Origin of the sequence: Flavobacterium plurextorum, from assembly GCF_024638035.1 — a bacterium.
In the GTDB taxonomy this organism is placed as follows: domain Bacteria; phylum Bacteroidota; class Bacteroidia; order Flavobacteriales; family Flavobacteriaceae; genus Flavobacterium; species Flavobacterium plurextorum.
In genome coordinates, this window is the sequence record NZ_CP100442.1 from 5330290 (window position 1) to 5356485 (window position 26196).

At 33.4% G+C, this 26196-nt stretch carries 16 protein-coding genes; 13 read left to right on the forward strand and 3 right to left on the reverse strand.

Annotation, left to right across the window (positions count from 1 at the left end):
- Positions 1–11 precede the first annotated feature (11 nt).
- The 3 genes from NLG42_RS23165 to NLG42_RS23175 all read right to left on the reverse strand — a co-directional run bounded on the left by NLG42_RS23165 (position 12) and on the right by NLG42_RS23175 (position 5838).
- Positions 12–2927, reverse strand: coding sequence for an FAD-binding and (Fe-S)-binding domain-containing protein (locus NLG42_RS23165; RefSeq protein WP_257682547.1), 2916 nt, complete (start codon positions 2925–2927; stop codon positions 12–14).
- A 94-nt stretch (positions 2928–3021) separates the two neighbouring features.
- Complete coding sequence (nagB, locus tag NLG42_RS23170; RefSeq protein WP_257682548.1) at positions 3022–4950, reverse strand: glucosamine-6-phosphate deaminase; 1929 nt, start codon at positions 4948–4950, stop codon at positions 3022–3024.
- A 138-nt stretch (positions 4951–5088) separates the two neighbouring features.
- A complete protein-coding gene (locus NLG42_RS23175) occupies positions 5089–5838 on the reverse strand; it encodes a DeoR/GlpR family DNA-binding transcription regulator (protein WP_089058662.1) in 750 nt (249 codons plus the stop codon).
- Positions 5839–6082: 244 nt separating this feature from the next.
- Between NLG42_RS23175 and NLG42_RS23180 the strand changes: the two genes are divergently transcribed.
- From NLG42_RS23180 to NLG42_RS23240, 13 genes are all read left to right on the forward strand, one after another.
- Entirely contained in the window at positions 6083–9163 is a 3081-nt protein-coding gene (locus NLG42_RS23180) for a SusC/RagA family TonB-linked outer membrane protein (protein WP_257682549.1), read from the forward strand.
- Positions 9164–9173: 10 nt separating this feature from the next.
- Positions 9174–10787: a SusD/RagB family nutrient-binding outer membrane lipoprotein gene (locus NLG42_RS23185; RefSeq protein WP_257682550.1), complete on the forward strand. Its 1614-nt coding sequence runs from the start codon at positions 9174–9176 to the stop codon at positions 10785–10787.
- 26 nt (positions 10788–10813) lie between these two features.
- Complete coding sequence (locus NLG42_RS23190; RefSeq protein WP_257682551.1) at positions 10814–11716, forward strand: hypothetical protein; 903 nt, start codon at positions 10814–10816, stop codon at positions 11714–11716.
- Between the two features lie 109 nt (positions 11717–11825).
- Positions 11826–13025, forward strand: a complete 1200-nt coding sequence (locus NLG42_RS23195) for an exo-beta-N-acetylmuramidase NamZ family protein (protein ID WP_089058658.1) — start codon at positions 11826–11828, stop codon at positions 13023–13025.
- 45 nt (positions 13026–13070) lie between these two features.
- Complete coding sequence (murQ, locus tag NLG42_RS23200) at positions 13071–13898, forward strand: N-acetylmuramic acid 6-phosphate etherase (protein ID WP_089058657.1); 828 nt, start codon at positions 13071–13073, stop codon at positions 13896–13898.
- A gap of 158 nt (positions 13899–14056) precedes the next feature.
- Entirely contained in the window at positions 14057–15562 is a 1506-nt protein-coding gene (locus NLG42_RS23205) for a sodium:solute symporter (protein WP_257682552.1), read from the forward strand.
- Between the two features lie 114 nt (positions 15563–15676).
- On the forward strand, positions 15677–18673 hold the full coding sequence (locus NLG42_RS23210; protein ID WP_257682553.1) for a glycoside hydrolase family 3 N-terminal domain-containing protein: 2997 nt from the start codon (positions 15677–15679) through the stop codon (positions 18671–18673).
- 169 nt (positions 18674–18842) lie between these two features.
- Positions 18843–20051, forward strand: coding sequence for an anhydro-N-acetylmuramic acid kinase (locus NLG42_RS23215; RefSeq protein WP_257682554.1), 1209 nt, complete (start codon positions 18843–18845; stop codon positions 20049–20051).
- A gap of 176 nt (positions 20052–20227) precedes the next feature.
- Positions 20228–21499: an acyltransferase family protein gene (locus NLG42_RS23220; protein ID WP_099719397.1), complete on the forward strand. Its 1272-nt coding sequence runs from the start codon at positions 20228–20230 to the stop codon at positions 21497–21499.
- A gap of 199 nt (positions 21500–21698) precedes the next feature.
- On the forward strand, positions 21699–22559 hold the full coding sequence (locus NLG42_RS23225) for a penicillin-binding transpeptidase domain-containing protein (protein WP_257682555.1): 861 nt from the start codon (positions 21699–21701) through the stop codon (positions 22557–22559).
- A 454-nt stretch (positions 22560–23013) separates the two neighbouring features.
- Positions 23014–24741: a tetratricopeptide repeat protein gene (locus tag NLG42_RS23230; RefSeq protein ID WP_257682556.1), complete on the forward strand. Its 1728-nt coding sequence runs from the start codon at positions 23014–23016 to the stop codon at positions 24739–24741.
- Positions 24742–24912: 171 nt separating this feature from the next.
- Positions 24913–25662 carry a hypothetical protein gene (locus NLG42_RS23235; RefSeq protein ID WP_257682557.1) on the forward strand — a complete coding sequence of 250 codons (750 nt, stop codon included), beginning with the start codon at positions 24913–24915 and terminating at the stop codon, positions 25660–25662.
- A 96-nt stretch (positions 25663–25758) separates the two neighbouring features.
- The gene (locus NLG42_RS23240) at positions 25759–26175 is read left to right on the forward strand and encodes a hypothetical protein (RefSeq protein WP_089058648.1); all 417 of its coding nucleotides are present in this window, start codon (positions 25759–25761) and stop codon (positions 26173–26175) included.
- Positions 26176–26196: the final 21 nt, after the last annotated feature.

The following is a 26196-nucleotide window of genomic DNA, read 5'->3' on the forward strand; positions in this document are numbered from 1 at the left end:
TTATAAAAAAATTATTTCAAACAATCTCTTAAAATTGTTACTGGATGCATTGCTTTTCTATTTGTCCCGTCAAAAATTTGATGACGGCAGCTGGTTCCTGCAGCCGCGATTGCCGTTTTTGAATCGGTTGCACGAATTTTTGGAAACAAAGTATCCTCTCCCATTTGCATACTAATTTCGTAATGTTCTTTTTCATAACCAAATGAACCCGCCATTCCGCAGCAGCCAGAATTGTAAATTGTAACCGTGCTGTTTTTGGGTACATTCAGCATTGCAAAAGAAGCTTCAATGGTGCTTAATGATTTTTGATGACAATGTCCGTGAATCTTTATCGTTTTTTCTGTATCCGAAAATTGTCCAGAATGAATTTTTCCTTTTGCAATTTCTGCTTTAAAAAACTCTTCGACAGTAAAAACATTTTTCGACAGTCTTTCGGCACTTTCTTTATCTTTTGCCAATCGCAGATATTCGTCTCTAAAAGTCAATATTGCCGATGGCTCGATTCCGATTAATGGAATATCTTCAGAAATTAAATCCTTGAAAATATTCACATTTTTATTCGCAATTTCCTGCGCTTCTTCCAAAAAACCTTTTGATAAAAAGGCTCTTCCGCTTTCTTCATGATCTGTAATAATAACTTCGTAACCTAATGCGGTCAGAAGTTCATAAGCATCAATTCCGACTGAGACATCATAATAATTGGTAAACTCATCGCAAAAAAGATATACCTTCCCATTTTTAAATGAATTGGTCTCTGCTTCTTTTTTATTTTTTTCGTACCATTTTTTAAAAGTTTTTGGTGCTAAAAGCGGTACTTGTCTTTTGGGTGCAATTCCCATACTTTTTTTAACCAAAGGTAAATTAGCAACAAAATTGGTCATTGATGGAGCAATGCTTCCAAACTTATTCAGTTTCGAGTTGAAAGCAAAAATTTTATTGCGAACAGAAAATCCGTTTGCTTTTTGATATTGGTATAAAAATTCTGCTTTTAAAGTTGCTACATCAACATTACTTGGGCATTCGCTGGCACAGGCTTTACAGCTCACGCACAACTCAAACACTTTATATAATTCTTCGTGGTCAAATTTATTGTCTTTTTCAGAATGGGTTAGATATTCTCTCAGCGCATTTGCTCTGGCACGAGTCGTATCTTTTTCATTTCGAGTAGCGCGATAACTCGGACACAAAGTTCCTCCCACCGAAGGCAATTTTCGGCAGTCGCCAGAACCGTTGCATTTTTCGGCAGCCCTCAAAATCCCTAAACTATCAGAGAAATCCTGAATCGTTTTAATTTCTGGTTCTACTCTTCCCGCTTCAAAACGAAGATTTTCATCCATTTTAGAAGCATTTACAATTTTTCCAACGTTTAAAATAGTGTTGGGATCAAATGCTTTTTTTATTCGTTTCAGCAGTTCATAGTTTTTATCCCCAATCATAAAAGGCAGAAATTCTCCCCTTAAAATTCCGTCACCGTGTTCACCGCTTAATGAACCTCTGTATTTTTTTACCAAATGCGCGACTTCCGTGGATATATTTCTAAACTGGTGTAATCCTTCTTTTGTTTTTAAATTTATCTTCGGACGCAAATGCAATTCTCCCGCTCCAGCATGCGCATAGTAGATGGCACTTTGTCCGTGTCTTTCCATCATCGCCGCAAAATCGGCAATATAATTTGGCAGATCGCTAAGTTCAACTGCGGTATCTTCAATAGAATCGGCCGCTTTATCATCGCCTACAATACTTCCTAAAAGTCCTAGACCTGCTTTTCGAACCTCATTTACTTTATCAATATCAGCTCCATAAATTTTAGGCAGAGCATAACCAAAATTATTATCTTCAAGATCTTTAATCAAAGCATCAGCCTGCAATTCGGCATCTTCCATACTAATATGTGATCCTACTTCAAGCATAATAACTGCTTTTGGTTCTCCCACAATAAAAAATCTATTTTTAGATTGTTCTCTATTGGTTTTAGTACAATCTAAAATGGTATCATCCATCATTTCGCAAGTGTACAAATGATGTTTCATTGCTGTAACCACAGCTTCTAAACTTTCATGAATCGTATGAAAATGTGCCACAACCATAATACTGTTTGTTGGCGGTAAATCGTCAACTTTCAAAGTAATTTCGGTTGTAAATGCCAAAGTTCCTTCACTTCCGCAAAGTAACTTTCCTAAATTAATTGTACTTTCTGTTCCCGAAAATAATTCTGATTTTAACAGCGCATCAATAGCATAACCTGTATTTCGTCTGTGAATTTCAGGCTTTGGAAATTCTCTATTGATTTCATCCTGATTTTCTTTATTGGAAAGTTCGTCGTAAATCGTTTTGTAGATTTTATTTTCAAGCGAATCGCCTTTTGTCTTCTCTATAAATTCTTCGGAAGACAAATCTTTAAAAACAGCAATACTTCCATCACTTAAAACTGCTTTTATCTCAACAATTTTATCTCGGGTAACGCCATAACGAATCGAGGTTGTTCCTGATGAATTATTCCCCACCATTCCGCCGATCATGCAACGATTTGTAGTTGATGTAGTTGGACTGAAAAATAAACCATAAGGTTTTAAATATAAATTCAATTCATCGCGAATTACTCCGGGCTGAACTGTTATGGTTTTCTTTTCGGCATCAAAAGCGACAATTTTGGTAAAATGTTTCGAAACGTCTACAATAATTCCATTTCCTACAGTTTGACCTGCGAGAGAAGTTCCTGCGGTTCGCGGTGTTATTGAGATATTATGTTGTGAAGCAAAGCGAATGATTTTTACAATATCTTCTTCGGTTTTAGGAATAGCCACAGCTTCTGGCATAATTCTATAAGCAGAAGCATCTGTAGCGTACAGTTTTTTATGAAGATCATCATAAAAAAGAGTTCCTTCCAGCGAATCAGATAATTGTTGTAATTGGAGTAAATCAGGCATTATTTGATAATTGGTTGTTCGAGTAATTTAGAAAGTTGGATACCAAACAGGCTTTAAAAGCCTGTTTGGGTATTGATCCTAATCTTTGTATTTATTAATAATCAAAACGTTTAAAAGCTTCGATAGCTTCGTATTCTGCCAATCCTAATTCATCATATAAAACTGCCGTGTTTTTATTACGATCTTCGGCTCTTACCCAAAATTCTCTCGAATCATTTCCTTGAAACATAACTCGGTCTTTTTGAGATTGATGGTATAAAATGGCATGACGTTTCAACAGTACTTCTGATGGAGAAAGCGGAACGGCCATATCAATTTCATGAATATCCCATTCGTGCCAAGCGCCTCTGTATAACCACAACCAGCAGTCATCCATATATTTCTCAGGTTTCAATTCTTTCAAGGCAGCAAAAATCGCATTTAAACATACTTCATGCGTTCCGTGAGGATCTGCTAAATCTCCTGCTGCAAATACCTGATGTGGCTTTATTCTAGCGATAATTTCTTTTACAATGGCAATATCTTCTGGTCCTAATGGATTTTTCTTGACTTGTCCTGTTTCATAAAACGGAAGATCTAAAAAGTGTGTATTTTCATCTTTTAGTCCGATGTATCTTGTTGCTGCATAAGATTCTCTTCTTCTAATTAATCCTTTCAGTTTTCTAACGTCGAGAGAATCGATTTGATTTTCTGATTTGTTGTTCAAAAACTCAATTACAGATTTAAAATTGATATCATTTGGAAGATTTTCTCCTGCAAAATCGTTGCAAACTTCAGCAAATTTAAGTGCTTCATCGTCTGTAACGGCAATATTTCCAGAGGTTTGATACACAACATGTACATCGTGTCCTTGTTTGATTAATTTTGAAAAAGTTCCTCCCATAGAAATCACGTCATCATCTGGATGCGGACTAAAAAGGATAACTCGTTTTTTAGCTGGATTGGCTCTTTCCGGGCGATGAGAATCATCTGTGTTTGGTTTTCCTCCCGGCCATCCTGTAATAGTATGCTGCAGAATATTAAACATGTTAATATTCAAATCGTAAGCTGAACCTTCCTGAGCCAAAAGATCAGACATTCCGTGATTGTTATAATCTCTGTCTGTAAGTTTTAATATGGATTGTTTAGTTTCTTTACAAAGCCAAACGATTGCTTTACTTTTTAATTCTTCAGTCCAAGTACATTCTCCAACTAACCACGGAGTTTCAAATCGGGTTAATTCTGATGCTGAAAATTTATCTAATACAAAAGTAGCATTTGAATGATTTTGCAGGAAAGTTGCAGGAACTTCTGAAGTTATTTCGCCTTGAATTGTTCTTTTAATTATCGAAGCTTTGTTTTGTCCCCAAGCCATAAGTACAATTCTTTTTGATCTAAGAATTGTAGAAACTCCCATAGTGATTGCTCTTTTTGGAACATTGTCAATACCATTGAAATCAGATGAAGCATCGACTCTTGTAATATGATCTAAAGTAATAATTCTAGTTCCAGAATTGATATGAGAACCTGGCTCGTTGAAACCAACGTGTCCAGTACGGCCAATTCCTAAAAGCTGAAAATCTAATCCGCCGGCATCTTTTATTTTCATTTCGTAATCAACGCAATACTGATTCAGTTCGTCTATTGCAATTGTTCCGTCTGGTATATTTACATTTTCAGGTTTAATATCAATATGATTGAATAGATATTGATGCATGAAATAATGATAACTCTGGCGATTCTCCTTGCTCATAGGATAATACTCGTCTAGATTAAAAGAGATTACCTTAGAAAAACTTAATCCTTCTTCTTTATGCAGACGCACCAATTCTTCATACACTTTTATAGGCGAAGAACCTGTCGCAAGACCAAGTACACACGATTCATTGCTTGCTTGTTTCGATCGTATTAAATCAGCAATTTCATGAGCAACAATTTTTGAAGCCTCAATTGAACTTTCAAAAATTACGTTGTGATTTTTTTCAAATCGGGTTTCTTCAAATTTTCCGGGTATATCGTAAGTCAAAGAAGCATTGGTTTTCATAATCTATTCTATTGGTTAAACTTTTTTGGTTTAACAAATATATACAAAAAACAAACCGATTTCATTATTTTGCGTGATTTAACAAAATAAAATCAAAATAATGCAACATAATGCAAATTAAACAAAGCGAAAAATTAGTTATAATATAAAAACACCTGATTTTCTATATTCCTCCAGCCTTTCATCTTCAGGATCCAATTCTGTAACAATTGTATCTAATTGATTAAGATCGCAAACTACGTGCGGCATCTTAGTATTTAACTTATTTGAAGAAAACATTGAAACAACTCTATCTGAAGCTTCTATCATCGCTTTTTTAACAATTGAAATCTCATATCCAATCTCGGTAAGACCTTGTTTAATATTGATACTGCTGGCACCAATAAAGCAAATGTCGGCTTTAATTTTAGACACAACCTGAATCACATCCATACCAATTGTAACCATTGCGTTTTTTTGCATTTTACCGCCAATAAATATTAAATCAATATTTGGATGTTGTGACAATTGCATTGCGATTGGCAAACTGTAAGTATAAATAGTTGCCTTTAAATCTGAAGGAATTAATTTTGCAAAAACCAAATTTGTACTTCCTCCGCTCATTATAATAACTTGGTCATCATGCAATAAAGATAATGCCTTGGTAACAATTTTTTTCTTTTCTTCTTCCGCAGATATTGCAATATTAAAAAGATCAACAGATTTCTCTGTAACCTGAACAGCTCCGCCATATACCTTCTCCAGCAGTTTTTTACTGTCCAATTCATTCAAATCTCTTCTTATTGTATCTTCTGACAAATCCAGAGCCAAAGCCAAATCTGTGGTGACAACTTTCTGTTCTTCAATGAGCTTAGTCATTATATATTTATGTCTCTCGGCTTTCAGCATATTTTATGAATATTAAAATTCAACACAAATATATCAAATATTTCAATTGCAAGAAGATCTTCTACAGAAAACCGCAATAGTCTGCATTTTGAGAGTTAAAAAATAAAATCAGAAACAATTAACATCTAAAACATGCGTTATTTTGCGGTATTTGAATAATTTTTTGAAAAAAAATACACAATCCCGCATTTATTTGAAAATATTTTCTAAATTTCGCCATTCTAACCAAAACAATTAAGCCAATATGAAAAAAAAGTATTTAGTTCTTTTACTTTTCTTTTTCGGAATACTCGCAGGTTATTCCCAAAATTCAACCGTAAAAGGTAAAGTCACAGATGGTAGTGGAAACTCATTACCGGGAGCAAACATTTTAGTTCAGGGATCTAAGGATCAAACTTCAACAGCTGCCGATGGAACTTTTTCGATAAAAGCACGTCAAGGTGATGTTCTTCAAGTGTCTTACATCGGTTTTAACAACAAAGAAGTTATTGTAAACGGAAATGATTTAAAAATTGTTATTTCTGAAAGTGCTCAAACATTAAACAATGTAACAATTGTTGGTTCGATGGGTATTGTACGTAATAAATCTTCTTTAGGATATGCTGTTCAGGAAGTAAAAGGGAAAGAAATTGCAGACACACAACGTCCTAACTTTGCTACTGCATTACAAGGTCGTGTTGCAGGTTTAAATGTAACAAGTACTTCTGGTGCACCGGGTGCTTCGGCAGCCATTCAATTAAGAGGAGTAAATTCGCTTAGCGGAAGCAACTCTCCTTTGTATGTTGTAGATGGTTTACCTGTAAGCAACGAAACAATGGATCAAGGTTTAACTATTTCTAATGCTCCAAACAGAACTCAAGATTATACCAATAGAGGTGCAGATATTAATCCAGACGATATTGAATCTGTGGTTATCTTAAAAGGACCTGAGGCTGCAGCACTTTACGGAATGCAGGCTGGAAATGGTGCAATCGTAATTACTACTAAAAAAGGTAAAAAAGGAGTTGGAAGACTTACTTATTCTACAAATACAAGATTCGATAATTTATACCGTTTTCCAGAAACTCAAAAAGTATATCAAAGAGGTTCTGATGGTGTAAACAACCCAGACTATAGAAGACAATTTGGAACGGCTTACGAACCGGGAACTCAATTTTATAATAATGTTGAGAATTTCTTCAAAACTGCAGTTTCAACCAATCATAACCTTTCGTTTGAAGCGGGTACAGAAACTACTACTTACCGATTATCTCTTTCTAACTTAGAGCAAGAAGGTGTTGTGCCAAATACAGGTTACAGCCGTTTGACTGCAAATTTAAATGCTACTGCAAAAATATCTTCAAAATTAAGATCTGAAGCTAGTTTTAGTTTTACAAAATCAGACAATCAAAAAGCGGCAAAAGGAGCTGGATCTGCTGTACAAATTCCAGGTGTAAGAGATGCAGGATATTTACTTTCGCTTTTAACATGGCCGACAAATGATGATGCCAGTAATTATTTAAACACTGACGGCACAAGAAGAAAAATTACTAGCGGTGCTTTAGATACGGAAACTGATAATCCGTTCTGGGATGTAAACAAAAACTTATCTGAAGATTTTAATAACCGTTTTGTTACCAATGTTGGATTAGTTTACGACCCAACTTCTTGGCTTAACTTAACTGGCCGTGTGGGCTGGGATGTGAATTCTGCTCAAGGTTACAGAGCTATTCATCCAGAATCTGCCGCAGGAATTACTCCTGGAGGTTATATTGAATCATACTATTCTAATACCAGTAATTTAAACACTACTTTATTAGTTACTGCTAAAAAGTCATTTGGAAAATTCAACACCAAACTTATGGTGGGTAATTCTGTTAATGATAATGATTACAAAATTTTATCTACAACAGGAAGCCGTTTCTTCGATCCTAACTTCTACTCTATCAATAATACTGATGCTACAACGCAAAGATCTCAAGAGAGAATTATTCAAAGCAAAATTATTGGTTTCTTTTCTGAGGTGAGTTTAGATTATGACAAAACTGTTTATTTAACATTAACTGGACGTGAAGACTGGACTTCTGTATTACCAGATCCGTTTTTCTACCCTTCTGTTTCAACGAGTTTCGTTTTCACAAACTTAAACGGATTGAAAAACAAAGAAATACTTTCTTACGGAAAATTGAGAGCTTCTTATGCAGAAGCTGCTAATATTCCTTCTCCATATTCTGCACAACCTGTTTTCAATCCGCAATTAACTACAGATGGTGGTTATGCGTATGGTGTTACAGGAGCAAATGCGAATTTGAAACCTGAATTCCGTAAATCATTTGAATTAGGTACAGAATTAAAATTCTTTAACAACCGCGTTGGATTAGATGTTGCTGTTTACAGCACAAAAACAATCGATCCGATTCTAAAAAATATGCGTTTAAGCTACGGAACAGGATTTGTTGTAACTTCTGCAAACTTTGGAGATTTACAAAACCAAGGTTTAGAGATTACTTTAAACGCATCACCAATTAAAAAAGATAATTTCTCTTGGAATGTAAGTGCTAACTTCAGCAAAACACGTTCTGAATTATTAAATCTTCCTTCTGTTATTTCTGAATACTATGTTTCAGATACTTGGCTTTACGGAAATGTTCGCGGCGGAGTTACAGTTGGAAATCCGTTAACGACTTTAACAGGAAATGATTATTTAAGAAATAATGCAGGTGACCCTTTAATTGATCCAAACACTGGTTATGCTTTAAAAGATCCAAACTTTAAAATTATTGGAGATAGAAATCCTGATTTTATGCTTGGTTTGCAAAACACTTTTACATACAAAGATCTTAGTTTATCATTCTTGTTAGACATAAGAAAAGGTGGTGATATTTACAACGGAACTGAATTCTATTTGTACCAAAACGGTTTATCGACTAAAACTTTAGATCGTGAACAAACAAGAATTGTAAAAGGTGTTTTTAGAGATGGTTTAGAAAATTCAGCCACTCCAACACAAAACAATATTCCAGTAAGACCAAGTGTTCAAAACGAATACTACAGAACTGGTGCTATCGATGCTGATTTTATCGAAAAAGATATTAACTGGTTAAGAATGAGAGATATTACTTTAAGCTATCAAATGCCTTCTGAAATATTGAAAAAAACATTCATTAACGCACTTTCTCTTTATGTAACAATGACCGATGTTTTTATCATTACAAATTATACTGGAGCTGATCCTTCGGTTAATGGAACTAATGCTTCAACTGGAGGTGCTGGAGGAACAGGTTTTGACTTTGGAGTAGTTTCTACACCTAGAGGTTTGAACTTAGGATTAAAAATCGGACTTTAATTAATTGACCATGAAAAATATTAAAACATATATAGCCGCATTAGGTCTTGTAGCCACAATGATTTCTTGCAACGACTTAGAAGATATAAACGTAAATCCAAGTTTTCCTGTTGATGTTTCAGCACCAGCTTTAATGTCTCCAATCGAACAGCAAATGGCTGTAGGATTACAATTTGACAACAGATGTTTAGGACGATACACTCAAAATTTCAGTACGGCTACTGCTGGCGCTGTAGGAAGTGAATGGGACCGTTTTGGATATCAATCAAATAGTGATACAGGTGGTGAAATCTGGAAAATGGCGTATTTTTCTATTGGTTTAAACTTAACTAAATTACAGGAAAAAGCAGTTTCAGAACAACGTCATGATATTACTGGAATTGCTAAAGTAATCAGAGCTTGGTCTTGGCAGGTTGCAACTGATTATCATTCTGAATTAATTAATTTTGATCAAGTTTTTACTTCGCGTCTTTCTTTTGATTATGTTCCTCAGGAACAAGTATATGCTGAAGTAGTTCGTTTATTGAATGAAGGTTTAACAGATTTAAACCGTACAGATGGAAATGTTTCTCAGACTTATACTGCCGGCGGAGATAAAATGTATGGCGGAGACCGTACTAAATGGGTTAAGTTTGCTTACGGAGTTTTGGCTAGAAACTTAAACAATCAAATCAATAAAGCTTCTTACAACCCAGATAAAGTAATTGAGTATTGTGATAAATCATTGGCTTCTAATGCAGATAATGCTTTAATTAGATACAACGGAACTGTTTCTGCAGACATCAATTTTTACGGTCCTGGAAGAAATAATTTCAATACTTACCGTCAAACTGATTTTGCTGTGAGAACAATGGACGGAAGTCTTTTTGGAGGCACAAAAGATCCTAGAATTTCTAGAGTTTTGGTGCCGTCAGTAGGTCAATCTGAATTAGCTCCAGCATCTTCTACAAATCCAGATCCGAGTAAATATACTTTTAATGGAAACCCGTTAAATACTACCGCTTCTACAGTTGCGACAAACGTAAGCAGAATTCCAAATATTTATGGAACATATACTGCAGGAACTATTACAACTCCGGGAAGATATCTTTTTAGAGATAAAGCGAATTTCCCTTTAATGACGTATTCAGAAATTCAGTTTATTAAAGCTGAAGCTGCTTTTATAAAAGGAGACAAAGCCATGGCTTTAGATGCTTACAAAAAAGCAATTGATGCTAATATTGATTTTGTAAATACAAATACTGTTGTAAGTACAATTTTCCCTATTACATCGACTATTACGGCTGCTGAAAAAACAGCATTCTTAACCAATGTCAACATCGTTCCAACGGCTGCAAACTTGACAATCAGCCATATCATGCTTCAAAAATATGTAGCTTTATTTGGTTACGGTATGCTAGAAACTTGGACAGATTTGCGTAAATATCATTATAACGCAGATATTTACAAGACAATGAATTTTGTGCCAAACGGAGGTTTATTTGTTGACAATAATGGAAATTTACCATACAGAGTTCGTCCGAGATTTAACTCAGAATATGTTTGGAATTTTGATGCTTTAAAAGCGATTGGAGCTGATAAGGTAGATTACCATACTAAAGAAATGTGGTTTTCTAAAAATTAATGTCTTAAAAACTAAAAATCTATTAGATGAAAAATATATTTAACACCATAAAAAAGTCAATTATTCCAATTCTTGGAGTACTTGCATTTACATCCTGCGGCGACGAAAACGACCAGACTCCTTATCAGAGTAAAGACGGAATTGCAAATGCTTCTAACGTAAAATTTGTTCACGCAGCTGTTGGTCCAAATGGAACTAATTTTCAAATTAATTACTTTACAGGAACTGAAAAAATTTCGGCTGTAAGTGCTACAACCGGAGTGCCAGTCGGGATGAGTTATGGCGCTCAATATCCAGTGCCAATCAATTATGTTTTGATGAAACCGGGTACACAACCTTTAAGCGTTTTGACGCCTGCAACTCCTGCAGTCAGCATTTTCAATGGAAATATTGCTACTGAAACAGGAAAATATTATACGAGTTTCTTAGTATCAACACCGCCGTCTGTTACGCCGCCGGTATATTCTCTTTATCAAATAAACGACGATTTGGCTGTTGCTGATTTAGACAAAACTAAAGCCTATATTCGTTTTATAAATGTTATCAGTAATTCGGCACCTGCAGGTTATGATTTAGGATTACTTAAAGAAACATCAACTATTGGTACAACGCCAGTTACTACAAAAGAAGTTTATACCTATAGAAATGTAACATTTAAGGGCGGTAACGAAAAATACATTGCTATTGAGCCGCAAGACCCAATAGATACAAGAGGATATCAATTGCAGGTTCGTGTTGCAGGTTCTCCAACAAATGTTCCAGGAACAACTACAGGAACAACAATTGCAAACCTTGCCAATTCACCGGCAAATACTGCTTTTGTCCCTAGAGCAGGAAGAGTTTACACAATCTATTGCAGAGGAATTATCGGCGGATTACCAACTGCAACTTTAAATGCACCATCTGTTACTTTTATAACAAATAAATAAGCTTAAAAATCGAACCACTTCAATCAAAAAGTGGTTCGATTTAATTATCTTATTTTGTTTTTTCTCCTTTATTAAACGTAATTTTAATAGTAATTTAAACTTTTGTATTATGTTTCAAGCCTTTAAAAAAATCACTTTTATTCTATTTTTAATTGTTTCGAATGCATCGAATGCAAATTCGTCAACAGAAATTATTAAAAATAAAATCAATGATATCAGTAATGAAATTAAAACAGGAGCTGATAATTTCGAAAAATACATTCCTTTATTAAAAGATAAAAAAGTTGGCATTGTTACCAATCAAACCGGTCTTTTATCCAACAAAAAACATGTAGTAGATTTTCTATTAGAGAAAAAAATAAACATTCAAACCATCTTTGCACCAGAACACGGTTTTAGAGGAACTGCTGATGCAGGTGAACATGTAGTTGACGGAAAAGATTCAAAAACGGGATTATCCATTATCTCTCTTTACGGAGATAATAAAAAACCTAAGCCAGAACAATTATCTGGAATCGACGTGATGGTTTTTGATTTACAAGATGTCGGCGCACGATTCTATACTTATATTTCGTCTTTACATTATGTTATGGAAGCTTGCGCAGAAAACAATGTTCCGCTTATAATTCTGGACAGACCAAATCCGAATGGCGGAATTGTAGACGGTCCTCTTTTAGAAAAAGAATTTACCAGTTTTGTAGGTATGCATCCTATTCCGCTGCTTCATGGAATGACTATTGGTGAATATGCAAAAATGATCAATGGAGAAAAATGGCTTAAAAACGGCGCTCAATGTAAACTTACCGTAATTCCTTGCGTTAATTATAATCGAAAAATGGATTATAGTTTATTAGCAAAACCATCTCCGAATTTACCAAACGATCAATCTATAAATCTGTATGCAAGTTTGTGTTTGTTTGAAGGAACGAACGTAAGCATGGGACGCGGAACCGAAAAACAATTTCAAATTTATGGCTCGCCTTACTTGACAAAAACCAATTTCAGTTTTACTCCAAAACCAAATTTTGGAGCCAAAGATCCAGTTTATAATGGTGTCGAATGTTTTGGCGAAGATTTGACAACTTATCCTAAATTAAAACAACTGGAATTGAAATGGCTGATTAAAGCGTACCAAAATACCAGTGATAAAACTAAATTCTTTAATCCTTTTTTCACAAAACTAGCGGGAACTAAGAAATTACAACAACAAATTGAAAGCGGAACTTCTGAGGAAAATATCAGAAAAAGCTGGGTGAAGGATTTAGAAGCCTTCAAAAAAATGAGAATGAAATATCTGATCTACCAATAAATTTTAATGCAGTAAAGAAAAATTAAAAATTAAAAAAAATCAAAAATGTCAAAAGCAAATCCAGATACAGAAAGAGAATCTCTTTACTCAAATTTAGATAAAATGAGTACCAACGAACTGCTTTCAAATATAAATAATGAAGATAAAAAAATAGCAGCTATTGTTGAAGAACAAATTCCGAATATTGAAAAATTAGTCGATGCGATTGTTACAAAAATGAAACTTGGCGGAAGACTTTTTTATATTGGAGCAGGAACATCAGGCAGAATTGGAGTTTTAGATGCTTCAGAATGTCCTCCTACTTTTGGCGTTCCCGACAATTGGATTATTGGTATTATCGCTGGTGGAGATTCTGCTATTAGAAAAGCGGTAGAAAATGCCGAGGACGATGTTGACCAAGCCTGGAGAGATTTATCTGCCTACGACATTTCGAGTTTAGACGTAGTAATAGGAATTGCAGCTTCTGGAAATACTCCTTACGTTATTGGCGGATTGAAAAAAGCACGTGAGAACAAAATCGTAACCGGCAGTATTTCATGCAACAGCGGAAGCTTGATTTCTAAACAAGCAGATCATCCTATTGAACTAATTGTAGGGCCAGAATTCTTGACAGGAAGTACTAGAATGAAAGCAGGAACTTCTCAAAAATTAGTCTTAAACATGATTTCAACATCAGTTATGATTAAACTGGGAAGAATCTACGGCAACAAAATGATCGATATGCAGCTGTCTAACAAAAAGTTAGTTCAAAGAGGTGTAGAAATGATTGTTGAAGAACTTCAGATTGATGAAAAAACAGCATCAGATTTGCTGAAAAAACACAAAAGCGTAAGAGCTGTTTTATTGGCTCAAAATAAAAATCTGGAAATCTAATAACCAAACCATTCAAATCTTTTATAGATTTATACAATAAAAGTTTAAATCTAAACCTAACAGCTTTTATAGTCTGTTAGGTTTAATCTGCAAAGCAGTACTATTTTTTAAACTTTATTTCTCGCTATTCATAAAACCAAAACCACTAAAGCTATAAAATGACACCAAGTACAATCCTCCTCCTTATTATCATTTATTTCGGAACATTATTCTATATCTCGCATAAAGTGAGTAAAAAAGACAGTGGAAATGATGCTTTTTTTACGGCTAATAAAAACTCTAAATGGTACTTAGTAGCTTTTGGAATGATTGGTACAGCTCTTTCTGGAGTAACTTTTATATCGGTTCCCGGAGAAGTTGGTGCGGCAAGCGGTGAACAATTTAAATATTTTCAGTTTGTTCTGGGTAATGCTATAGGTTTTCTAATAATTACAAAATTATTATTACCGTTGTATTACCGAATGAATTTAACCTCTATTTATGGCTATATCGAGCAAAGAATGGGCGTTTACAGTTACAAAACGGCAGCTTCTATTTTCTTGATAAGCAGAACCGTAAGCTCTGCCTTCAGACTTTATTTGGTTGTAATTGTTTTGCAGCGATTTGTATTTGATTTTTACAATATTCCTTTTGCATTTACCGTATTCATGTCATTAATTCTAATTTTTTCTTATACCTATAGAGGCGGTTTAAAAACGATAATTATTACGGATACTTTACAAACATTTTTCTTAGTTACATCTGTTTTTCTTACTATCTATTTTATTTGCGATCGCATGGATTTAAGTGCCGTTGGAGCATTTGAAGAAGTTAAAAATAGTAACTATTCTAAAATTTTCTTTTTTGATGATTTTATGGGAAGTAAATTCCATTTTATCAAACAAATAATAGGCGGAATGTTTGTGACTATTGCTATGGTTGGATTGGATCAGGATTTAATGCAAAAAAACCTGAGCTGTAAAAATATCGGCGAAGCACAAAAAAACATGTTTACATTTACAGGAATCTTTGTAATCATCAATATTTTCTTTTTAAGTGTTGGCGCCTTGCTATATATTTATGCTAATAAAAACGGAATCGCAATTCCAACTGATTTACTTACAGGCAAACCTAGAACCGATTTACTTTTTCCTGAAATTGCGCTGAATCATTTGGCTGTAGTTCCTGCGATTGTATTTTTACTAGGAATTATTGCAGCGACTTTTGCAACAACAGACTCCGCTTTGACAGCATTAACGACTTCTTTTTGTGTTGACTTTCTAGGAATGGACAAAGCCGAAAACAGTAAGAAAAACACAGTAAGAACAAGACATTTAGTACACATTAGTTTTTCAATTCTGATTTTCTTTGTAATCATTATTTTCAATACCATCAATGACAGCTCAGTTGTTGGAATGATATTTAAAGTTGCATCTTATACTTATGGTCCGTTATTAGGTTTATATGCTTTTGGATTGTTCCAAAAATCAAGACATGTAAATGATAAACTAGTTCCAGTATTATGTTTACTTTCTCCTTTGTTCACGTATTTGATCAATGAAAATTCGAAATTATTATTTTCAGGATATGTATTTGATAATGAATTAATAGTGATAAACGGATTAATAACGTATTTAGGATTATACCTGACAAGTTCACGAAGCAGCGAGAAAATATCTTTTTAAACTATATAAAAAGCAAGCCCAATTTGCTAAATAAAATAAAAGCTCACCCATTGAAAATCATCTTTTAATGGGTAGAAGCTAATTAAAACCTATTCGTTCAAAACAAAATATATTATGAAAAATTACTTCATAAGAATCAGCCTATACACCGCATTTCTTTTTTTGATTACCAATTGTGCTTCTAAAAAAAACACTGCAATTACAGCTGTAAAAACAGATATTCCTTTAAAAGATACTGTTGTTTACAAACCAAAAGCCGCATCTGAGAAAAAAACTTTTTTTAAAGATTCCGACAAAGAAACGGCTTGGGTTGATAGTATTTACAATAAAATGTCGGCGAGAGAAAAAATAGGCCAGCTCTTTATGATTTCGGCTTATTCTAATAAAGATTCCGTACATACAAAAGAAGTCAGTGCCTTAATTCAAGATTATAAAGTAGGCGGATTAATTTTTTTTCAGGGTGGGCCAGTTCGTCAGGCAAAATTAACCAACTTGTATCAGTCAAAATCAAAAGTGCCATTATTCATTGCTATTGACGGCGAATGGGGATTGGGCATGCGTTTAGATTCGACTTATATTTATCCTTGGAATATGACTTTGGGAGCTATTCAGGATTTGAGTTTAATTGAGAATGTTGGAAGAAATATGGCGAATGAAAACAAACGTATCGGAATTCATTTCAACTTTGCTCCTGTTTTAGACATTAATACCAATCCGAAAAATCCAATTATTGGCAACCGTTCTTTTGGAGAAGACAAAGTCAATGTAAGCAACAGAGCCATTGCTTTGATGAAAGGCGTGCAAGGTCAAGGTGTTTTTTGTACAGGAAAACATTTTCCAGGACATGGTGACACCTCTGTAGATTCGCATAAAGCATTACCTCTAATTGATTTTTCGAAAGAACGACTTGAATTGGTTGAATTATATCCGTACAAAAAAACTTTCGACGAAGGTTTAGTTTCTGTAATGGTGGCACATTTAAACATTCCAAGTTTAGAGCCGCAATCTAATATTCCATCTTCTGCTTCTTATAACATTGTAACCAATCTGCTTCAAAAAGAATTAGGCTTCAACGGTTTGATTTTTACTGATGGTTTGGCAATGAAAGGTGCGACTGATTTTAAAGGTCCCGGAGATTTAGAAATAGCTGTTCTTCTTGCTGGAAATGATATTTTTCTTGGTCCTGATAATGTACCCGAAGCTTTTCAAAAATTAGAAGAAGCTTATGCTCAAGGTGTAATTACTGAAGAACGTTTAGCACATTCCGTAAAAAAAATATTGCATTATAAATTTAAAGCTGGATTAAACAAGTACAAACCGATCGATATGAATAATATTTATAACGATCTTAATCCGACGCAAAATGACGCTTTGCATTATAAACTTTACGAAAATGCGATTACCGTTTTAAAAAATGAAAAAGAAATTCTTCCCATCAAAAACTTAGATCAAAAAATTGCGTATGTAAAACTAGGAGATGATGTTAACAGCACTTTTGTAACTACTTTAAAAAAATATACTGAAATTACAGAAGTATCAAATACTAATATTGACAGTTTAAATCAAGAACTAAAAAATTACGATACTGTAATTATCGGCTTTCATAAACTAAATAAAACTTGGGAAAAGCAGAATTTCACTGATACTGAATTGCTTTGGCTGCAAGAAATCGCTAAACACAACAAAGTGATTTTGGACATTTTTACAAAACCATATTCATTATTGCCTGTTACTAATTTTGACGATATTGAAGGATTAGTTGTTTCATATCAAAACTCAAATATAAGTCAAGTTGTTTCTGCAGAAATACTATTTGGTGCTGTCGATGCAAAAGGAAAACTGCCTGTATCGATTAATGATTCGTTTAAGGTAAATGACGGTTTATCAACGGAAAAAACAAACCGTTTAGGATTTACAACTCCAGAAAATGTGGGAATGAATTCTGCTGTTTTATCTAAAATAGATGCGATTGCTCAAAAAGCAATTGACGGAAAAATGACTCCTGGAATGCAAGTATTGGCTGCTAGAAAAGGAAAAGTTTTTTTTCAGAAATCATACGGTTATCACACCTATGACAATCAAAAAAAGGTTACCAATTCAGATTTGTATGATGTTGCTTCCATTTCGAAAATGATTTCTACATTGCCAAATGTGATGCAATTGTATGATAAAAACAAAGTGACTTTAGATACCAAACTAAAAGATATGGTTCCGTTTTTTGCAAAAACAAATAAAGAGAACATCATTTTCAAAGATTTGTTAACGCATTACGCCGGACTGCAGGCTTGGATTCCGTTTTACAAAGCAACGCTTGATAACGATGGCAAACCTTCTGCAAAATACTATCGCAAAACAGCTGATTCTAACTTTTCGACAAAAGTTGCAGACAGCCTTTTTATTCGAAATGATTATCACGATACCATCATGAAAATCATTGCAAAAAGTCCAGTAGCCGTAAAAAAAGAATACAAATACAGTGATTTTACTTTTATAATTTTAAAAGAATACTTAGAAAAGAAAACACATAAAAAGCTTGAAAATCTAAGTAAAGAAAACTTTTTCAGTACACTTGGCATGAATAATACACTTTACAATCCGCTAAATAAATTTGATAAAAACAGCATTGCTCCTACTGAAATTGATACTTATTTTAGACATCAGCTTATTCAAGGATATGTTCACGATATGGCTGCCGCTATGGAAGGCGGAGTTGCTGGTCATGCAGGAGTTTTTTCTAATGCTATGGATGTTGCCAAAATGATGCAGCTGTTTTTACAAAAAGGAAATTACGGCGGTAAACAATATTTTTCTGAACAGACATTTGATGCTTTCAATACTTGCTATTACAAAGACAAAGGGATTCAGAGAGGTTTAGGTTTTGACAAAAGAGTTGGAAAAGGCGGACCAACTTGCAGTTGTGTTTCTGAGGCGAGTTTTGGTCATACTGGATTTACAGGAAACATAGCTTGGGTTGATCCAGAAACAGAAATTGTTTATGTATTTTTATCCAATAGAACTTATCCAGAAGTTGTAAATGACGAGAATAAATTATCTAAAGGAAAAATTAGAGAAGATATTCAAAAGATAATTCAGGACGCTGTTATCAAATAAAAAAAGTTCTACTTATACAAAATCAAAAGGTTAAATAAAATCTGTAATAAATTAACCATATAAAAAATATAAGTTCATTTTAGAGTTTTCTCAAAATACTGCTTAAGTAAACTTATAATACTTACATGGTTTAAAAAAGTATATTTAATGCACTTTTAAAGTAAAAATTATGAATGCAAATTTAGAATCACTGTATGAAATCGCAAAAAAGCCTTCCCGAATTATTGTTGGGTTAATGTCTGGCACCTCTTTGGATGGTTTAGATGTGGCTTTGTGCAAAATTACTGGTTCTGGAGAAAACACTGAAGTTCAATTATTAGAATTTGATACAGTCGATTATTCAGAAGAAATAAAATCAGAAATCAGAAGCGTATTTGCAAAACCTACTATTGATTTTCAGAAACTAGTTTTATTAAATGAATGGATCGGAATTCTTCATGCTAATATGATTCTCGATTGTTTAAATCGTTGGAAAATCCCAACTTCAAAAGTTGATTTAGTAGCCTCGCACGGGCAAACCGTTTTTCATGCTCCAAAAATTCTACATCAGTTGGAAAATTTTACAAACGGTACTTTACAAATTGGAGATGGAGATCATATTGCTGTAAAAACTGGAATCTTAACTATTTCAGATTTTAGACAAAAACATATAGCTGCGGGCGGCGAAGGTGCACCGTTAGCTGTTTATGGAGATTATTTTCTGTTTAGCAAAAAAGGCGAAAATCGCATTATGCTTAATATGGGCGGTATTGCCAATTTTACTTTTTTACCCTCCAATCATAATCCCGAAGAAGTTTTTGTAACGGATACAGGAACTGGAAATACTTTAATTGATGCTTTTATCAGACTTTCATTTCCTGATAAAGCGTATGATAAAGATGCTGAAATTGCAAAAAAAGGTACTGTAAATCTATCTCTTTTAGAAGCTTTAAAAGCTGATGATTTTTTTCAAGCGCCATTTCCAAAAACCACAGGTCCAGAGCTTTTTAGTATTGAATATGTGAGAAATGCGCAAACTAAAAGCGGCACAAAAAATATTTCTATTGAAGATTTATTAGCGACTTTAACTCGATTTAGTGCTGAAACGATAGCAGAAGCCATAAATTCAACAATCAGTAATACAACTTATCCAATAGAAAGTTTTACTATTTATATGTCTGGCGGAGGCGCTCATAATCCGTTGTTGACAGGCTGGCTGAAAGAACTGCTGTCTTGTACTTTTACTAATACTGATTCGCTTGGAATTTCGGGCGATGCAAAAGAAGCAATCTTATTTGCCATTTTAGCAAACGAAACCGTTTCTGGAGGAAACTCTGATTTTGGATCCCGTAAAAGAATTCCATCAGTATCAATGGGAAAAATTTCTTTTCCATCATAAACAAACACTCTAAAAGTCTACCGTATGAACACAAATATTATAAAACAATTTGAACACAAATTTCACAAACAAATTAGTGACAATTAGTGCAATCCGTGTTACTTTTTATAATTGTATCCGTACAGCAGCTTTAAAAGTTCCCTTTTAAATAATTAACAGAACCCAAAACCAACCCAATGACAAAAGAACGCTTAACCTCACTGGATGTATTTAGAGGATTTACAATTTTATTAATGACTATTGTCAACAATCCTGGAAGCTGGGCTTCTATTTATCCGCCTTTAGAACATGCTGAATGGCACGGCTGCACTCCTACTGATTTAGTTTTTCCTTTTTTTGTTTTTATAATGGGAACTGCAATACCTTTTGCAATGCCAACAAAGCATTTTGATGCAGCTGTATTCAATAAAATTTTGGTTCGTTCTCTTCGAATTTTCTGTTTGGGATTATCTCTAAACTTTTTCAGCAGGATACACTTATTTGATTTAGAAGGAATCCCATTATTACTCATTCGATTAGCCATAACTTTTGCCGTTGCTTATGCTCTTTTAGGAAACTTTACTTTAAAGGTTAAAACGTATCTTGTTTTTGGAATTTTTACGTTGATGATTTTTCTTGCTTACAGCAAATTAGAAGCTTTTGAAGATGTTAGAATTCCCGGCGTTCTTCAACGAATTGGTATTGTTTATTTCTTTGCTTCGTTATTGTACTTGAAAACAAATTTAAAATCACAGCTTTTAGTTCTTGCTTCGATATTAGTGGGTTATTATATTTTAATGGCTTTTGTTCCCGTTCCCGGAGTTGGCGCTGCCAATTTTGAAAAAGAGACTAATCTTGCGGCATGGTTAGACAATTTAGTTTTAAATGGACATTTATGGAGCGTATCTAAAACTTGGGATCCTGAAGGAATTTTAAGCACTCTGCCAGCTATTGGCACAGGAATCCTTGGAATGTTTATTGGACAGATTTTAAACTTACAAATTTCTAAAACTGAAATCATAAAAAAACTTGCCATTTCAGGAATTGTTTTGTGGGCTCTTGGTTTACTTTGGAATATTATTTTCCCAATAAACAAATCGCTTTGGACAAGTTCATACGTTTTGTATACGGCCGGAATTGCAACAATATGCTTAACCTTGCTGTATTATATTATTGATGTTGCCAACTATAAAAAATGGACAAAATTATTCTTGATTTGGGGTGTAAATCCAATGATTGTATTTTACTTTTCTGGTGTAATTCCAAGAGTAATGAGTTCTATAAAAATGCAAAGTCCAGATTTAACTGGAGAAGAAATCAATCTTCAAACCTTAATTTACAAATTTTGGATTGTGCCGTGTTTTGAAAATCCAATGAATTCGTCACTTGCTTATGCGATCTCTTATGCTATTTTCTGGTCATTGATTTTATGGGTTTTCTATAAAAAGAATTTAATTTTTAAGGTGTAAAAGACTTTGTTTTTTTGTCACGAATTGACACTAAATTTTTTATTCTAATTAAGTAAATTGATTATTCATTTGAATAATTTAATTCGTAGAAATTCGTGACTCGAGCGACAGCGAACAGACGAAGTAAATTCGTTGCAAAACTTTTCACAAAACCACATCTGAAACTAAAAAAAAGTCCGTGTAATATTAAAGGAGCAAAATGAATTTGAAACAATTATTTACGGTATTTCTTTTTGCTGGGTTTCTTTTCTCTTGCTCATCCAATCTACAAAAAGGTGATCGCACAATTATATCAAACCGTGATAAAATTGTCGTGCATTCTGATTTTAAAAAATATTTTGACAACTGCAATGTCGAAGGTTCGATTGCCATTTATGATAACAATAAGCATAAATGGATTTTATCTGACACGATTGGCACCAAGAAAGAAACACTTCCTGCATCGACTTTCAAAATTATTAATCTGCTCATAGCATTAGAAACAAAAACTATTTCCAGCGAAAATGACGTCGTAAAATGGCCGGGAACTACAGATACTATAAAATATGGTTATCGTCCCGAGATTTACCATGACATAACGGTAAAAGAAGCTTTTGAAGTTTCTGCAGGCTGGGCTTTTGTGGAGTTGGCAAAGAAAATTGGAAAGGATAATTACAAAAAATATTTATCATTGTGTCATTACGGAAATCTCGATATGTCGCAAACGGATGCCGATTTTTGGAATTTTGGCAACTTTAAAATTTCCCCTCTTAATCAAGTCGAATTTCTAAAAAATCTGTACGACGAAAAGCTTCCATTTTCAAAACGTAATATGCAGATTGTAAAAAAAGTAATGCTGACGGAGCAAAATAAAGGCTACTCTATTTATTCGAAAACGGGTTGGACAAGAGAAAACGAAATCAATACTGGATGGTGGGTTGGCTATATTGTAAATAATAATGATACTTATTTTTTTGCAACACGTCTTTTACAAGATCGAAAAATTAATAACGCAGCTTTCGGAAATTGCAGAAAGGATATAACGAAATCTATTTTTAAAGATTTAAATATCGTTAAATAAATTCCGTTTTTGCTACAGTAAATTTCCTGTGAGCGTTTATACAGTTTTAAAAACTGTGCTAACAAACATTCCGTTACTGGAACTATTGCCACTGTTAATCAGCGCTGGAACTATTACTGCATTTACTATAAAATCGAATTGGACTGTCTTATATTGGGGGACAACAGTTGGGGCAATAAAATTTTCTACAGTTACCACAGCAGTTCCTAACGCTGAAAAATGAGGCCGCAAAAACATCTCAATTTGCGGTATATACGAGCTTTTTCAAGTTCGGATATTGTTGTGGCAAAACTACTCTAGAAAGAATTTAAACGATAAAAAGTGAGGGGGACAAATAGGGGACATTTACGTTTAGAAATCTAACAAAATCAATACATTATGTTTTTTGGTTTAGAAACGTAACTTTTTTCGCTATTTTTACGATCCCAAAAACAAAAACCACAACTAAGAAAAAATGTTTTCAAAGAAAATCTACTGCATCGCTTTAGTCTTTTTTGCCTTTCTATTAAAAGCACAAAACGCTCCTATTCAAATTTCTTTTTCAAAAAATGAAATTAAAAATTATGAGGCCGTATTAAATCAGGAAAAATCTTTTGAGAAAGATACAGTGGCATTAAAAAACTTTTTAAAACCACTGCATCAAAATAAAAACTACAGCGTTTTTTATGAGGCACTACTTGCCAATGGATACAGTAATTTTTATAATGCAGTAAACAAAAAAAGCGATTTTCATTATCAGCAGTCGATTAAAAAAGCGGCACTTTTAAAAGAACAAAGCACTGAAATTTGGACACAGCTTAATTATGTAAGTTATCTTTATTATTACAGAGATTTCATAAAGATGACTCCGCTCCTTCTCAAAGTAATTGATAAGATTGAAAAACTGCCAGCCGAAAAAATAATCTTACCAGGTGAATCTTTCAAAAAAATTGGATGGATTATGCAAACACTTGGCGATTATAAAGAGGCGGCATACTATTTAGATCTTGCCCAAAAAAATGCTCCTAAAAAAAGCATCGAATATGCTTCGATAACAAATGCTATTGGTGCAAATTATCTGCATACTTCTGATCTTAAAAAAGCGGAATATTATTTTTTACAAACTGCCAAATTATCGCAGGAAATTCAGAATAAAGTGCGCTATGCTAAAGCTTTGGGAGATTTGGCACTTGTAAAACAAAAACAAGGCGATTTTAAATCGGCTATCTCATTAGTCAAAAAAGACATCAGTATCTCAAAAGCTGAAAAAAGCTACCAGAACACAATGTATGCTTCTATTTTACTGGCAGAACTATATTTAGATGACAACGATTTTACTAAAGCAGATCAAGCTTTAAAAGAGGCTGAGAATATTGTGTACTCAAAAACTTATTTTGAAAAATCAGAACTTCAAATCATTCAGCTTAAATTGAGAATCCTGCAGCATCAAAACAAAGCTGATGAAGAATTAATTTTAAGAAGACGAATGCTTGTTCTTGAAGATTCTCTTAAAAACAAAGATGGTGATATGGCTATCAACAAAGTAAACTGGATGATTCAAAAAGAAAAATTTCAGCAAAATATTAATCGTACAAACGAACAATACAAGAATGAAATTTCGATAAAAAATGTTTATGCCGTAATTATTATTCTTGCTCTTTCCTTATTGATTTTTCTTATTTTTAATTTTAAAAAGCATTTAAAAAACAGACAGATTGAATACAGCGAAAAGGTCTTTTCGTTAAAGACAGAGAAAATAAAAAATGAGCAAAAATTATCTGAAGCAAATGAAAATTTAGATGCGCATGCCGCTCATTTGAAAGAAAAAAACAATCAAATAAAAAGTTTAAGATCTGAAATAAATCAAATTAAAAATTCATCTCACAGCGATTCTGAAAAAGAAAATCTGAATATTTTACTTGAATCGCATTTGATGACGGAGGAAAACTGGAAAATTTTCAAAAAAGAATTTCAAAAAGTACATCCCGAGTTTCATCGTTTACTGGAAGAAGATTTTCCTGAACTTACAGATTCTAATAAACGAATTCTATTACTGCAAAAACTAAATTTTAATAATACTGAAATCTCCGAATTATTAGGGATAACACCTGATGCTGTAAAAAAATCCAAACAGCGTCTTAAGAAAAAACTCGGCGATAAATTCAATATACTTTTTGAGCATATTAGTTCTAAAATTTCATAAATATAGAATCTTAAATGCTGTCTAATTTGAAATTCGAATATATTCTAAAAGTAAAAAGAGAACTTAATTTTTAACTGTACCTTTATAAAAAATTACAAAAACAGAGCCTTTGCACAAATCTGCATGAGGTTCTTTTGTCTTTCAGAACTTTTTTTATAAACGATTTGATCAATGAAAAAAAGAGAAAAATTAGAAATCATCCGAAAACACTATCCTTATGCTTTAACTACTATTGATTATATCAATAAAGTAATTGATTATGTTGAAGAGAAACTAGATTTAGAACCATCACAAATCATATTGGCTGATAGTATTTGCAGTGATGATGTAAACAGCATTCAATATCCTGCAAGAGCTCTGGAGTTTTTAGGTCCTTTTAAAATGGGCGGTTTAGACGGTTTTCCATTTACAGGATTAAGCGGCATGGCAGCTTTTGCAAGTCATGTTCCTGATGATGGGGCTGTTTTTATTTATTATGGGCCTCACATTGGTATTTCTAAAGAAGGAATTGTTGGAAAAATTAATCGCATTGGACAAACAGAGAAGTCGCTTTGCTGTGGAGCGGCAACCGGCGCGCTTAACAAATTAGCCGATAATACTATAAAACCAGGAAATGTAACGGAATTGGATTATCAAATGAATATTATTGAGCAAATTTTATTCAAGCAAAAAGATAAAATTATAAACTCAGAAATTCCATTGATAGAGTCAACCGAAGTAATCTATCAAGCTATTGATGATCGCATTCAAGAACTGATCGCGGCAACGAAATACAATTGTAAATATATCATTCTTGTTGGTGCAATTTTAATTAACAGCGACAGCGATATTGGTTCGTTTTCGGCGGCAAAAAGATTTGAAATTATCAATCTAAAAACGGGTGTGAGAGAAAATATTATCACCGTTTTAAATCCGGAATAATAAAAACAAACGCTGAACTTGTTTATTGAGTTGAAGCAGCTGTTAATGTTATCTAAAATCAATGCGAGTACCGTTTTTTAAACTTATTTTTATAAAATGAATTGGAAAAATTACATCACTTTATTTCGACATCTTAAACAGCTTTTGCTAGTTGTAAGTTTGGTGTATGCTTTTTCTAATTGTCAGATTAAAAAAACTATTCTGCATTTTACCGCGATCGATTCAATCGAATTTTCTCAAAAAACTCAAACTCAATTACCGCAGTTTGGATCTTGCAGCAGCAGTTTAATTCATAAAAACACTTTTGTAAAAAAGGTTATTTCTACACCGCAAATTCCAATTTTACCTAGAACACTTTCGTTTTATTCTCCTGTAAATGAGAATGCTGTTTTTACTAAAGTTCAAGTTCGTCCTGCTTTCGAATTCGGCAAAAAATCTACTACTTATCCTCCTATGTTTATCGTATTTAAAAATCTAAAAATTGCACTAAAAGCGAATTCAATTACAGCTTAAAACAATTTTTTATTTTTAAAT

What these genes read in the sequence shown, in the direction of transcription:
- NLG42_RS23165 (WP_257682547.1), bottom strand. Translation starts at nt 2,927, where the DNA reads ATGCCTGATTTACTCCAATTACAACAATTATCTGATTCGCTGGAAGGA.
- nagB (WP_257682548.1), bottom strand. Translation starts at nt 4,950, where the DNA reads ATGAAAACCAATGCTTCTTTGACTTACGATATACCCGGAAAATTTGAA.
- NLG42_RS23175 (WP_089058662.1), bottom strand. Translation starts at nt 5,838, where the DNA reads ATGCTGAAAGCCGAGAGACATAAATATATAATGACTAAGCTCATTGAA.
- NLG42_RS23180 (WP_257682549.1), top strand. Translation starts at nt 6,083, where the DNA reads ATGAAAAAAAAGTATTTAGTTCTTTTACTTTTCTTTTTCGGAATACTC.
- NLG42_RS23185 (WP_257682550.1), top strand. Translation starts at nt 9,174, where the DNA reads ATGAAAAATATTAAAACATATATAGCCGCATTAGGTCTTGTAGCCACA.
- NLG42_RS23190 (WP_257682551.1), top strand. Translation starts at nt 10,814, where the DNA reads ATGAAAAATATATTTAACACCATAAAAAAGTCAATTATTCCAATTCTT.
- NLG42_RS23195 (WP_089058658.1), top strand. Translation starts at nt 11,826, where the DNA reads ATGTTTCAAGCCTTTAAAAAAATCACTTTTATTCTATTTTTAATTGTT.
- murQ (WP_089058657.1), top strand. Translation starts at nt 13,071, where the DNA reads ATGTCAAAAGCAAATCCAGATACAGAAAGAGAATCTCTTTACTCAAAT.
- NLG42_RS23205 (WP_257682552.1), top strand. Translation starts at nt 14,057, where the DNA reads ATGACACCAAGTACAATCCTCCTCCTTATTATCATTTATTTCGGAACA.
- NLG42_RS23210 (WP_257682553.1), top strand. Translation starts at nt 15,677, where the DNA reads ATGAAAAATTACTTCATAAGAATCAGCCTATACACCGCATTTCTTTTT.
- NLG42_RS23215 (WP_257682554.1), top strand. Translation starts at nt 18,843, where the DNA reads ATGAATGCAAATTTAGAATCACTGTATGAAATCGCAAAAAAGCCTTCC.
- NLG42_RS23220 (WP_099719397.1), top strand. Translation starts at nt 20,228, where the DNA reads ATGACAAAAGAACGCTTAACCTCACTGGATGTATTTAGAGGATTTACA.
- NLG42_RS23225 (WP_257682555.1), top strand. Translation starts at nt 21,699, where the DNA reads ATGAATTTGAAACAATTATTTACGGTATTTCTTTTTGCTGGGTTTCTT.
- NLG42_RS23230 (WP_257682556.1), top strand. Translation starts at nt 23,014, where the DNA reads ATGTTTTCAAAGAAAATCTACTGCATCGCTTTAGTCTTTTTTGCCTTT.
- NLG42_RS23235 (WP_257682557.1), top strand. Translation starts at nt 24,913, where the DNA reads ATGAAAAAAAGAGAAAAATTAGAAATCATCCGAAAACACTATCCTTAT.
- NLG42_RS23240 (WP_089058648.1), top strand. Translation starts at nt 25,759, where the DNA reads ATGAATTGGAAAAATTACATCACTTTATTTCGACATCTTAAACAGCTT.